Here is a 13,249-nt window from a genome sequence, read left to right on the forward strand (position 1 = left end):
ACTTCTTGTTCGCGGGGCGTGAGCCCCAGGCCCACCAGGCGGTCCGGTGCGGGTGCGCAGGAAGCTGAACTCGGTGGGTTCAACATCAAGAGGTTGCGCAGGTGGGGCAACAGCAGCGTGAAAAGGAGCCGGTCTCGTTCCGTGAAATTGCGCTCCTCGCGGATGACGCATCCCTGGAAAAGCTCTCCCCCTGGCAGGCGCAGATCCACGCCCAGATCGTCTTCCAGACGCACGGAACCTCGGTCCACATTGTACAGATCCGTACGCTGCCAGCGGGCCTGACTCAGAAAGTCGGAAACGCTCAGCACTTCGCCGCGCGGCCCCGTTTGCAGACGCGGATGCGATTGCAAAAGGAGGAACTGCTCCGGGCTCCAGTCGAAGGCCCCGTGCTCAGAGAGGGCAAATCCCGGCGCTTTCTCTGGCAAAGCCGGGCTAAGACAGGCTGCTGCCACCGTCCCGCCTACGACGGTCGCCAGCGTGCGGGCAATCACAGGCAGCGGCTCTTCTCTCAGTGCGCTCGCATAGAGCTCAGCCACATGATCATTGAACCGACGGCATTCAGCCGCGGACAAGGCAGGTGGAGAGGGGAGGTTCATGGAGCGCAATGGGTGAAAGGGCGCATAAGAGAGCAGAACTTCGGCCGCGGGAAAGGGGAATGTGCCCGTGGCCTGGAGCCGGTGCGTCAGACTGGGGCTCTGCGATCCGCTGTTCGTTCACTCGGAAGCAAAACTCAGAGCCGATCCTGCCAATCCTTCAAAATCTTGTAAATCCTCTCTAAACCTCACCCCCAATCGCCTTTAGATACCGCTCTGCCGAAAGGCGGACCCTCTCCTTGGCAGATTGGTTCACGATGCTCGGCCAGAAGGCCCCGTAGAGGTGCTCGTAAGGGTACGGATCCAGGGCCTTCGTGATGCGGCGGATGGCGGGGGCGTTCAGAGGAATGTAGTTGGGATAGCTATACATGAAGCTCACCCACTTCCGATCCGCCACCACCTGCGGCTGGTCCCCGGCTAGGATGACTCCTTGACCCTGCGCGCCGTTGCGCCAATGCAGCACTTGAAATCCGTCGAAGTGCCCGCCGGTGTTGATCAGCGTGAGATCTTCACCCAGCTTCTTCGTTGCGCCCTTCCAGAATTGATAGTTCACATCTGCATCCGGTCGCATGACCCACTGGCGGTCCGCCTCGTGCAGATGGATGGGCACGTTGCCGAAGGCCCGGCTCCACTCGGCCATGCTGCTGTAGTAGTGCGGATGGGAGATGGCGATCGCCGAGATGCCGCCCAGCTTCTTCACGACTGAGATCGTTGCCTCGTCCAGATAGCTGATGCAGTCCCACAGGATGTTGCCCTGGGGGCGCTGGATCAGCAGGGCCCGCTGACCGATCCCGAACTTTGGCTCCGTGCCAATCCCATGGAGCCCCGGCTCGAGTTCCCGGATGACGTTCTTCCAGGTGCCCTGTTGTTTCATAGCCTCCAGGGTGTTCCACTCCTGGCCATTGGCTCCCACATACTGGCGTTCGTCCAGGCAGATGGGGCATTCCTTGGGCGGTCCGTCTGTGGAGGAGAACTGGGATCCACAGGTGATGCACAGGTGCGGTTGCGCTCCGCTCGCTGCGGCAGTTTGAGCAGCCGATGCTTTCATCATCAATGAAAGCGTGCCGGTTGCAGAAGCGGATGTCGAGAGGAAACGTCGGCGGGAAAAGGATGGAAGCATAGAATGAAGGGAAGGGGGTGTTTACTGGATGGGCACCATTCTGACAGCTGGTGCGGGGTGTGGAGAAATACTTAGAAAGTTGGGCCATGCATGCCCTGCAGGTATGGCGCACCTCGTTCACTCATCTGCAGAAGAAAAGAAGCCAGCGATTCAGCGTTGTAGGACGGTGACCCGGCCGGATAGCGCCGCTCTTATGGCAAGCGTCTCTTCAGTTGGGGTGATGTTGCCCGTGCCCGTCTGAATGAGCAAATTGCCCAACAAAGGCATTGAGGCAAGGGTTGGGATGCTCGCGCGGGTGATATGGCTTGCGGGCAGACATAACGTATTCACCGTCGGGTGTCCCGCGAGTGGTGCGATGGAGGAATCGGTGAACTGAACTCCGGCCAGATCGATCTTCCTAAGACGGGGCAGGTCGCGCAAAGCCTCGCAGACCTGAGTGGCGTCCGCCTCGGTCGCCCCGTTGGAACTAGTGGAGAAGTTGACCACGACGGCAGTCGCGTTCGAGAATTGCCGCAAAGTGTCGTAGAAACCGGGCTTGATGGACCTTACATTCGTAAGGTAGATGGGGGGGAGCCTGGCACCCAATGTGCCGCGAAGGCGGTTGTGCAGGTAGTAGGCCAGTTCGTCATTTGCGGTCAACCTTCGCGTCAGGTAAGCTATCCCTTCATCACCTATCGATGGCATCCATCGGGGTTTGGAGAATCCGGGCTCGAAACGGTCCCCCTCATAAGTCTGATCCAGAGCGGCAAATTTTGCCAAGGTTAACTCAGTGCGGGCGTAAAGCAGTCCCAAGGTCAGGAGGACAACAGCCAGGAGCGCGAGAAGGATATGAGAAGGCCTGAACTTCATGGCTGTGTAGCGGTGTCTGCAGCCCCGGCAAGCCCGCTCTCAGAATGAGACGTTGAGGATCCCGGTCAGAAGAGCCGTACGGGGGCAGCAGAGTCAGATGGATTGGCTGGATCTGCGTTCATTAAGATTTTTGGTGATGGCGTGATTAACTTGAACTGCTCAAGTTTGGTTCCTTGCGCGTTTCGCAGTGTCGGGGAGCTCGCACGGGCAGATGGCGCAGGAGTTTGTCCAGAGGGGCTTGATGAAAGACCCAGGCGGTCAGGAGTTGATCTGTTGACTGGACCCTCTATGCTCCGTCAACCTGCGGGACCGGAGATCCCGCCTTCTTTACTCAGCGTTCGAGTTGTCAGGAGGTTTGTTCGATGATGAGCATTTTTACCGGATCTTCGCCTCCGGCAGCTCCTTCTTCACCCCTTCATCAATCGGCATCTTGTCCTCCTTGAGCCCCGCCTCGTCCATTAGGACGGCCAGTTGCACCTGCAGTTCTCGCTTCCTGGCGTCGTGGGCGGGGAGGTTGATGAGGTTGTTGTTCTCGCCGGGGTCTGTCTTCAGGTTGTAGAGTTCGGCCATGTGGCGGTCTTCGGAGTCATCGCCATGAGGGTAGTGAATGTACTTCCAGTTCGCGGTGCGGATGCCGCGGACATTGGGGGTGTATCCAAATTGAGCCTCGTAGTTGTATTCATAGAACCACGCGGTGCGCCAGGATTTGTCTCCGGACTTGACCAGTTTCACCCAGGATTTGCCCTGGGCCTCGGGCAGCGGGGCGGCGTGGCAGAGTTCGAGGAGGCTGGGAGCGAGGTCCAGGGTTAGCACCTGTTGGGGCACGGCCTTGGGCTTGTCGGCAGGGACGAGGCCCGGGTACCGGACAATCAGGGGGATGCGGATGCTGGCGTCATGCATCGCCCGTTTGTCCACCATGCCGTTCTCGCCATTGAGCAGACCGTTGTCGCCCATGAAGACCACCACGGTGTTGTTGAGTTGACCGCTCTCCTCCAGTTGCTTCGTGAGAGCGCCGATGCTGTCGTCCACGCTCAGGATCACGCCCCAGTAGCCGTGGATCATGTTCTCGAAGTCCTTTACACCTTCGGGCTTGTCGTTGGGGAACTCCTTACGCCACTCGAAGAGCGGGCCGTAGATGCCGTGCCAGGTATTGAGGCGGTCGCGGTACCAGCGGGGCTTGTCTTTCAGATTGAAGGCACTCTTGGGGTAGGGGACGCGGACGTCGTCAAAGGTGTGGGCGTACTTCTCCTCAGGCGTGTAGAAACTGTGCGGTGCCTTGTGGCCGAGCATGAGGCACCAAGGTTTGTCGTGCGGTCTCTTGATGTAGTCGGTCGCCAGTTGGGTGACGCTGGTGGTGTAGTATCCGGGCAGTACCTTGCGTTCGCCCTCGATGTTGAATTCGGTGTCGAAGTACTTCCCCTGGCCTTTGTGCGATGCCCAGTAGTTGAAGTGCGGGCGCTTTTCGTCGTTGTCCTCGCCCATGTGCCACTTGCCGATGTAGGCGGTGTCATACCCAGCCTCTTGAAGACGCTGGGGGAGGCTGGCGATGGAGGTGGGGAACTCGGTGAAGTTGTCCCGCACGCCGTGCTTGTGTGCGTACATGCCACTCAGAATCGAGGCGCGGCTGGGGGAGCAGAGGGAGGTGGTGCAGAAGGCGTTCTTGAAATGCACGCCCTCTTTGGCCAGGCGGTCGATGTTGGGCGTTTTCAGGTTGGGATGGCCAGCGCATCCGAGGTGGTCCCAGCGCAGATCGTCGCAGAGAACAAAAAGGACATTGGGCTTGGCGGGAGCCGTAGGGGGCTGTGTAGCGGGAGAAGGCGCTTCGCCTGCGGGCGGGGAAGGGGGTGACGTCGGTCCGGCGGAGGGAGGCGTGGCCGGGGCGGGAGCTGGCTCAGGACTCGACGTGGAACCTGTCGCGGGTGCCGGGGTGGCCTGGGTCGTCTGGCCGGGAAGGGGGCTCGCGAGGGAGAATAGCGCAAGTCCAAGCGCGGAGTAGAAGCAGGACAACGTCGGGTTCATGGAATAATAGAGCGTGAGGGTGGGCAGACGGCGCGACGCGGGCACTCAGGTAAATGAAACGTTGTTGAAAAGGGAAACTTGTTTGACCAGAACGCAAAGCTCCTCAGGCAGGGCAGATCTCCGGCTTGCTTACTCACTCCCGGCAGGACGCTGAGCCAGATAGGTGTTCATCTCCTTCGTAGTCATGCGGTACAAGAACCATTCGCTCATGCGGCGGGCTCCGAGCTTCTCTTCATACACGCGCTGGGCGTTCACATTCCAGTCCAGGGCCGTCCACTCGACTCTCCCGCACTCTCGCTCGGCAGCCAGTTCCACTGCCTTGTGGAGCAGTCCGCCCCCAATGCCCTGCTTCCTGAAGGGAGCATCCACAAAAATGTCCTCGATGTAGAGGGTGGGGCGGGCGAGGAAACTGGAGTAGGTCTCCAGAAAGATGGCATAAGCCACGGGTGCGGCCTGACCGGGCACAAAGGCGAGCCAGGGCTCGAAACGGGGGCGGGGGCCAAACGCGTCCTCGATCAGGCGTGCGCGGGCTGCCTGATCAGGGGGCTCTAGTTTCTCAAAATGCGCGAGAGCCTCGACGAGATGCAGAAATGCCCCGGCATCCTCCCGGGTGGCGGGGCGCAGGGTGAAGCTGGCGGGGGGCTCATGGGGAGGTGGGGCAGGTGACTTCGACAAGTTCTAGGGCATTACGCGAGGGGCGAGAGTCGAAGGAGGGCTCGCGTTACGCCGTGCGGCGGACCATGAAGGTGTACGGGTAGGCTCCGGGCTCTGTGATGTCGCTGAAACCCAGTCCCGAATACACCTGCTGGGCGTCTTTGGTGCCGAGCGTCCAGGTGCTCACCGTGGCAAAGTCTGGGTGCTGCAGGGCGTGCTGCACCATGCGTCGGGCCAGCCCCTGTCCCCGATGCGGAGTGTCCACCCAGACGTCGCAAAGGTAGGCGAAGCGGGCCTTGTCAGACACCACGCGCAGGAATCCCGCCTGGATTCCGGTGGAGGTGTACGCACTCAACACCAGTGCGGAGTGCTGTGAGGCATGCTCAATACGGTCCTGGGCAATGCCCGGTGTCCAGTAGGAGCTGGACAGCCATTCCTGCACCCGGGCAAAATCCACGTGCTCCAGACCTTCAAAAAGGGAGTAGGTTTCTTTCATGTCAGGGGTTGCGCCGCTTTATAGAGGGCTTATGATCCGGGGGTCAAGCGCAACCCACCAATTCCAGGTCCGGTTTTGGAGGGAACGGCACGAGCTGTTTCGCACTGAATTTAATCTTGCTTGGCCCTGAAACCGGCTTCCCAGCGCGGTTCCCCAGGGTTGGGCATCTTTTTTGATACGCGAGTCTCAATTGGGAGGTTGATTCCTTGCTTCGACTGCGTTTTGATGGGAAAACTTTATTTTTTAACCCGGCTGGAATGGCGAAACTGATCTTCATCCTCGACGACGAACAGGAAATCGAAGTCCCCCTGCCTCAGCAGGTGACAGTCGGCCGCCAGGAAGGAAACGATGTTGTTGTGGATGACCCGCGAATTTCCGCGCGTCATGCCGTCGTCGTGAGGGACCGCAACGGGAACTACGAGGTGCGAGATCTGGGCTCCAAGGCCGGCACCTACATCAACGGCGTGCGGCAGGAGCGGCGTCTCCTCCACCCGGGAGACAAGCTCAGCTTTGGCCCTCTGAAGTGCATCTTCCTCATGGAGGAAACGGAGCGCCCAGTGAATCGTCAGCGCCCCGCTGGCTCGGTGGCGCACCCGGTCCTCACGGGCATACTGGAGTCCACCTCCGTGCGCCCCCACGCAGAGCAGGACGGCCCCCGTCTCACGGGCAACGCCTTTGCTTCCGGTGCGGGTGAGGCAAAAGCACCGTCGCCAGTTCCCGGCAATTCAGGCATGGTGGTGACACCACGCCTCATGCAACCGCATTCCAGCGTCACGTCCCCACGTTCGCCTTACGATGAGCCGCTGGACAAGAAAGCTGCCGGGGGCGCAGGCAAGCCTCCTGCGAGCAAGGGCACGGGCGGAGTGTTGAAGTCCTTTTTGCGCAGTGTCGGTGCCATCCGTCACGAAGAACACGAGCCTGCCGAGGAGCAAACCCGCAATACGGTGAGCCCCCGTCAGGCACCGCCGTCGCGTGACGACGAGCGCGCCGGCAGCCAACCTGTGGTGAGGCCCGTTAGCGGAGACCAGACGGGACATCTTTCCCAGCATCATAAGCAGCAGCCAGTGCACCTCACCCAGCGTGGTGCCACTCAGGGGCGCGAGACCAGCAGTGGAGTGAAGCCGCTGGCAGGGATCAACAAGGGGCCGCAGCCGAGGGATGCTGGTCACGGTACGGGGGGCCAGGGAGCTTCCCAATCCGAATTGATCGAGCGCGTGCCGGTTTACACCTATGCGGTGCAGCCCAAGGCGCGTCCCGGGGCTCCGCAAGATGAGGAGACCCGTCGTCGCGAAGACGAGACGCTCTCTGCACCTGTCCCCAGCCAGGAGATGCCTCGTCCGACGCAGCTTCTGGTTCCACCGGCGCAGTCTTACTATGCGCAGCAACCGTTGCCGCAGCAGCCGCTTTCCCCGGCACCGGGGCAGGCGGTGCCACCGTCTTCGCTTTCTCCGCTTCCGCCCATGCCAGCGGGCATGGTGCGTCCGCCCTTGCCGCCGCTGCCAGCTCTGCCAGCGACCATGAAGCAGGGGCTCCCGGAACTTCCGTTGACTCCGGTGCTGCCCTCTACTGGCTTGAGTTCTCCTGGCAGCAGCACGATCTCGCCGGGTCAAAGTCCTGGAGTGTTGCCCACTACGGGAAGGGCGGCAGGCAGCGGGTTTAAGGTCCGCATTTCGCCCTCCACTGGAACAGGAGGCGTATCCGCTGCGCCGGCTCCTTTGCCAGGTCCGGTTCCTCTTGAGTCGCCTCCCGCATCTACTGCCACACCGGCACCTGTAGCTGCGCCTGTGCCAGTCCCCGCAGCCCCGCCAGTTCAGGCTGAGGTGCGCCCAGTCGTGGCACCGCCCGCAACAGTGGCCCCCGCACCGGTGGAGAACAAGGCCAAGGCACCTGAAAGCCCGTCTCCCCAACCGGCAGTCGAACCAGTCTCTGCCCTTCAAACTCCTGTCGAGGCTGAAACACTGGCACCCGTCAATTTGGCTCCTGAACCGATTGAGGAACCAAAACCGTCCCCGCTGCCAGAGGCCGCTGTGAAGCCGGTTGTAGCGGAGGCTGTTCAGACGGAAGAGGCCCGACCTGAAGTTGCGGCCAAAGTCGAAGCTGAGCAGGAAGTGAAAACGGTTTCCGAATCCGCTGCCACGGCTCCGGCTTCCGCTCCTGAGATCGAAGTCAGCGACGCCAAATCGAAGCCGGAGGCCACCCATCTTGTGGCCCCAGTGATTGCCGCTCCCAAGGAAGAGCCAGCTCCAAGCGACAAGGTCGGGTCATCTGGCTCCACGGTAGCTGATTCTTCAGAAACTCTTCCGCCGAAGGCTGAGCCCGTGATCGCAGAGCGGTCAGAGTCTCCTGCACCGGCCTTACCAGCCGCGCCGGCTGAGTCCGAGGCGAAGGTAGAGACCGTCGAGAAAGCCAAACCGGCGGAAGCCAAGGCCGAGCCAGCCTCTCCTGAGGTGGTAGTCCAGGCTCCAACTCCCGTCGCTAGTGTTGAGATCAAAACCCCAGCACCAGCAGAAAATCTTGCGCCGGAGGGTAAATCTGCTGCCGCAGCCCCCGCCGCACCGCCCCAGCCGGAAAAAGCATCGTCCCCGGCTCCCACCCTGTCCGCATCTCCCGTTGTGGCAGCGTCACTTTCGTCTTCCGCAGCTTCCTTGGCGCCTGCATCGGTGCCCGTAGCGGAAGTCACAGGCAAGGCCGCAGAGGTGGCTCCTGAGGTGAAGCCTGCCCCAGCAACGGCTGGGCAGGGTGCAGAACCAACGGCAGCAGAACAACCCCCGTTCCCCCCCTCCACCATGGATGCCGATCGCGCGCATGTTTCCCAACTCGTCAAAGACCTCGAGGGCAAGCAGAGCAATCTGATGCAGTCCCTCAGGGCACTGACTGACAGGAAACACGCCACCCAGGCGGAGATGGAGCGGATGATGAATGAGGTCCGCCGCTCGGTGACCGAGCTGGAAGGGCTCAAGAATCAGATCCTGGCCCGCCAGGAAGAGCTGCGCGCCATTGATCGGGAGACGGAGTCCCGGCATGCGCATCTCACCCAGCTTACTGCTGAGCAGCAGCGTCTGGCCCCGATGACGACGGCTCTGCAACAAGCAGAAGTCCGGCACAATGAGCTCGTTGTCATCCTGCATGCTTTGGTTGAGCAACGTCAGGCCAGGGAGGCCGATCTGCACCACGCTTCAGAGGAGTTGCAACAGCGCTCAGAGATGGTCGCCCGCCTCCAGGCGGAGGAGCAGCGTCTGGCGCATGTGACTGCGGCCCTCATGGAAGGGGAGGGGCGCTACGGCGAGATGGTGGTGGCTTTGCAGGCTCTTGCCGAACAGCACGACGTCACTCACAATCATCTCAAGAACGCCACAGAAGAGGTTCGGGCAAAGGCGGATCGCATCTCCCAGTTGTCCGCGCAGGACGAGTGGTATGTGCAGTCCATCTCCCACCGCCAGGCTGAACTGTCCGAGGCGGAGCAGAAGCTCACCCAGACACTTGAAGCCATCACCCAGGGAGTGGCTCGCCACGAGGAACTGGTCCGTGGACTGGAGAACCTTGACATCGCCTGTGGCAAGCGGCAGCTGGAGCTGCAGCAGCTCGCCGATGCATCAACGGCTTCCACACAGGATCTTGAGGCCGTACGGGCCAAGGTTCAGAGCACAGAAGATCAATTGCGGGACACGGATGTCCGCCTCCGGACGACAGAGGCCACCCTCCGGGGCATCGAAACCGACATCCAGTCCAAGCAGCAGACACTCGACAGCTTGGGGGCGGATGAAAAGCGTCTGCAGGCCGAGCTGGAGGCTCTAAAGGAGCGGGAACTCGCCTTCCAGGGAGCCGCCAACGACGCCGAGGCCAAACATGCCGGATGGCTGACGGCCATCCAGGGGTTGGGGCAGCAGCACGACCAGAAGCAAACGGAGATTCAGCGTCTGCACAATGCCTCTGAGGGGGCGCTGCGCGAGCTGGAGGCAATGACGGCCAACAAGGAGCAGATGTCTGTGCACCTGCTCAGTCTGTTGAAGGAGCAGGAGGCTATTGATTCTCGCCTCACCCACATGCGCAAACAGTCGGACGAGGCGGAGGCGCGCGTTGCCTCGCTGAAGTCCCTCGTGGAGAAGCGTGAGGATGAAGCCCGTGAGCGTCAGCAGGTGCTGGCCGAGCTGGAGACCAAGCGAAAAGGATTTGAGGAGCGCATTGAAGCTCTGACGGGGACCGAGGAAAAACTCCTCGCCGCCAAGCAGCTGCTCAAGGAAACTGAAGAGTCCCAGGTGCGGGCAGGTGACGAGTTGACGGAAGTCAGCACCCGGCTCCAGATCGGCAAGGCCGAGGCGGCGGAACTTGAGTCCCGCATTGGCGAACTTCAGACCCGGCTGGAAAGCCTGCATGTGGAGATCACCGAGTCTCGTGCCGGCCTGGCCCGCGACCAGAAAACGCACGAGGACTTCCAGGCCGTGGCGTCCGAGGCTCGCTCCAAACAGGAGAGCTATCGCGAGGCGCTGGACAAGCAGCTTGAGACCCTGCGGGCCGATCTCGCCAAGGAGAGCCAGAAGCTGGCCGAAACCATGTCCCAGCGGGAGGAGCTGGACCGTCAGTGTGCGGAGCTGGCTGAGACCGGCACCAAGCTCGCCGAAACCAAGGCCTCCCTGCAGCGCAGCGAGGCCCAGAAGACGGAGCTTGATTCCTTGAACCGGGCGCTGGAGGGCAAGCGCGACAGCCTGGAGCAGATCGTGGGTGGTCTGCACGGGGATGAGGAAAGCACGAAGGGCCGCCTCGAAGTGCTGCGCACTCGTGAGAAGGACTTGCGCCAGGTGCTGGATGAGCTGGCTGACCGGGAGCGCAATGAGCGCGAGCGTTTTGAAGCCCTGCGCCGTCTTACCGCTGAGGCCGACAAGGAGCACAATGAGCAGCGCGAGAGCCTGCTGGCCAAGCTGGACGGCAAACGCCGTGAGCTGGCTGACCTGGAACTGAAGCTGACACCCCTGCGGGAGTGGAAGGAGTGCATGGACATCCGCTATGCCCGTCTGGCTTCCTTGCCGGAGGATTCAGATGCGGCCCGTGAACTGTGGCGGGAGATCGAAGGGGAGAAGTCCAACCTGCGCAATCTTATTGTCGGTTCCCCAGGGGGCACCCGCGGCGTGAGCCTGAGTGAAGCCGTGCTGCGTGGGCTTACCGCTCCCAGTCTGCAGAGTGTTGCCTCCCACGATGTGCCTCATACGGACGAAGCTGTGGGAGCATTGGATGGTGATGAATCACGCAAGGCGGGCGGTCTGGCGTCCCGCAAGGGGCGATTCTCCAGCGGTGCTGGTGGTAGTGCTGATGAAATGACGCCCGAAGAGCGCGGCAATGTTGGTCAAACGGGCACTGGAGCCATGCATTCTGGCACGGGCCAGGAGATGGCTCTTAAAGCGCGTCTCAACCGCCTGCGTGAAAGTGTGCAGCGTGAGGCCACCCGCCTTGAATTCCTGCGTCAGGAGCGCGCCCGTGAGGAGCTGCGCACCAAGGGAGGATCGACGGGTGAACCCATGCTGCGTGAGCAGGAACGCCAGCTGGAAACCAAGATCCGTCGCGAAGAGGAAAAATTTGCCACCGTCCAGCGCAAACTGGAACTCGCCGAGGTGGAGGAGGAGAAGCGTCGCGACCGCATCACTGAAATGGAGCGCAAGCTGGCGGAACTCAAGTCTGCCATCATTGATGCCGAACGTGATCGCGGCGCAGCCCGCCATCATGCCGAAATTGCCCAGGCTGAACAAAAAGCCCAGGAGGAGAACTTGAAGCGTCTCAACGACAATCCCAGTGTTGCACCTGAGGAAACCAGTGTTCTTGCCGCCCTCATCGGTGGGAAGAAGACCCGTGGCCCCTCGAACCTGAAACCCATGGGAACGCCGAAGGAGTAGGGTGGTGCTTCGGTAGGTCAGTGCGTCAGTGCGTCAGTGCGTCAGGGGCGCGGACGCATCGGGGCTCCTTTGGTGGGTGTGTGTGGGATTGGGCCTCGCCAGTGATGACCAGTAGCGCAGATTGGCAATCGGCATCAGGGGGAATGGAGCGAGAATAGCGAAAGCGGCGGTTCCCGCGCGCACTCCAAAGATGCTTCGCATCCAGGTGGAGAGAGCGCTGGGATTGATTGGGGACGGGAGAGCCTCCGATGTCGCTGGCCGTGGGAACGAGCTTCGAATGAATCATGGAAACAACATCTGGCCCCGCTTGTCCCGATGCATCGGATGGAGTGTGGCGAGATTCGCCGCTTTGGGGAGGCCTGTGTAGAGCTCGAAACGGAGCAGGGTAGCGGAGTGCGTGCGGAAACCGGTAGCGCAGATTGGTAATCTGCTGTGCCGCCGATTGGCAATCGGCATCAGGCGGTGCGCGGGCGAGCTTGGGTGTTGTTGGTGAGAAGGAGGTGATTGCGCTTCGCTCACCTTCGGCGGTTGTGCTTGAGGCACAAACCGCCGCTCCTTGAGGTGGGGCATGTGGTGTGAAATAGGGGACTGGTGCCCTATCACCCGTACGGAGCTGCAACGTGGCGGAGGATGGGATTGCGGGGTTCTATGTGAAAAGATCGATTCCACCATCCCTTCAGGATGGAATTCTCATTTTGCTCTTCCAGGGACAGGGCTCGCCAGACTCGCCCGGTCCCTGGCTACCTTCTGAGGTGCCTTCGGCATTGGCGCCTTGTAAGCGGTTATGCGCTTCTGCAATCATGCTCCAACAGCAGGCGGACAGTGCGCATGTCACTTGATGTGCCGATGCACCAAACAAGTGTTGTTGCAAGACGCTCCCGCATGCTCTGACCAATTCATCCCATGAGCTTGCTTGGCCTACGCCCCTGATGCCCCTGACGCACCGACGCACCGACGCACCGACGCACCCACGTACCGACGCACCCACGTACCGACGTACCGCCCACGCCCGGCCCTACTCAACCAACTCTGCCTTCACTGGCGCCGGACCCGCAGCTGGATTTCGCCAGTTGTACTGGGGCACGCCGGTGAGCTCGACCCATTGCTGGCTGCCTTCTTTGCGCCATTGGATTTCCACAATGGCGGCGGCTTTGGAGACTTCCCAGCCTACGTAGCGGTCCAGGTCGTGCGTGAGCGGAGTCGCTCGCCGGGCGAAGACGTGTCCGGTGAACCCTGGCATGGGGGGCTGGATCTCGAAGCAGGTGAGCTTGTCCAGGCCCGGAATGTCGTCGTCAAAGTAGTGCGTACGGCGCATCATGACGTGGAAGCGCTTGGGCTCGTCCTGATAACTTTCCAGGAAGCGCTGCAGGAGTTCGTCCTTGAACTCGGTGAAAGTCAGCCAGTCCACCTTCCAGTTGTTTCCTTCTTCCTCCACCATCACGGGCAGCGGTTGTTTGAGGTCGCCACCGGAGACCTGGAAGACGCAATGGGGTGGGCCGCCGGTGTTGGGTGCCTTGTCATGGCGCATGAGCTGGATCTGCCTCACCGCGATGGGGCCGTCGGGATTTTGGTGATAATACTGCTCCATCAGCGGCCGCACCTTGTCGGCGGTCTGCACCACCTTCTGACGCTCTTT

Annotated in this window: 8 protein-coding genes; 1 reads left to right on the top strand and 7 read right to left on the bottom strand. The window is 61.3% G+C overall.

Features of this window, described 5'->3' with window-relative positions:
* From BV034_RS16155 to BV034_RS16180, 6 genes are all read right to left on the bottom strand, one after another.
* Positions 1-596: hypothetical protein (locus BV034_RS16155; protein WP_265593076.1), on the bottom strand; the 596-nt coding region annotated here is incomplete at its 3' end.
* A gap of 178 nt (positions 597-774) precedes the next feature.
* Positions 775-1,713, bottom strand: a complete 939-nt coding sequence (locus BV034_RS16160) for an MBL fold metallo-hydrolase (RefSeq protein ID WP_050028040.1) — start codon at positions 1,711-1,713, stop codon at positions 775-777.
* Between the two features lie 150 nt (positions 1,714-1,863).
* Positions 1,864-2,562, bottom strand: a complete 699-nt coding sequence (locus BV034_RS16165; RefSeq protein WP_050028041.1) for a hypothetical protein — start codon at positions 2,560-2,562, stop codon at positions 1,864-1,866.
* Between the two features lie 375 nt (positions 2,563-2,937).
* Positions 2,938-4,581: a sulfatase gene (locus BV034_RS16170; RefSeq protein ID WP_265593077.1), complete on the bottom strand. Its 1,644-nt coding sequence runs from the start codon at positions 4,579-4,581 to the stop codon at positions 2,938-2,940.
* 129 nt (positions 4,582-4,710) lie between these two features.
* Positions 4,711-5,256, bottom strand: coding sequence for a GNAT family N-acetyltransferase (locus BV034_RS16175; RefSeq protein WP_050028042.1), 546 nt, complete (start codon positions 5,254-5,256; stop codon positions 4,711-4,713).
* Between the two features lie 46 nt (positions 5,257-5,302).
* A complete protein-coding gene (locus tag BV034_RS16180; protein ID WP_050028043.1) occupies positions 5,303-5,731 on the bottom strand; it encodes a GNAT family N-acetyltransferase in 429 nt (142 codons plus the stop codon).
* 257 nt (positions 5,732-5,988) lie between these two features.
* On the opposite strand from BV034_RS16180, the gene BV034_RS16185 reads away from it, so the two are divergent.
* Complete coding sequence (locus tag BV034_RS16185; RefSeq protein ID WP_050028044.1) at positions 5,989-11,613, top strand: FHA domain-containing protein; 5,625 nt, start codon at positions 5,989-5,991, stop codon at positions 11,611-11,613.
* A 1,015-nt stretch (positions 11,614-12,628) separates the two neighbouring features.
* Here BV034_RS16185 and BV034_RS16190 read toward each other — a convergent pair.
* Positions 12,629-13,249: hypothetical protein (locus tag BV034_RS16190; protein WP_265593078.1), on the bottom strand; the 621-nt coding region annotated here is incomplete at its 5' end.

Source organism: Verrucomicrobium sp. BvORR034, from assembly GCF_000739635.1.
GTDB lineage: Bacteria > Verrucomicrobiota > Verrucomicrobiia > Verrucomicrobiales > Verrucomicrobiaceae > Verrucomicrobium.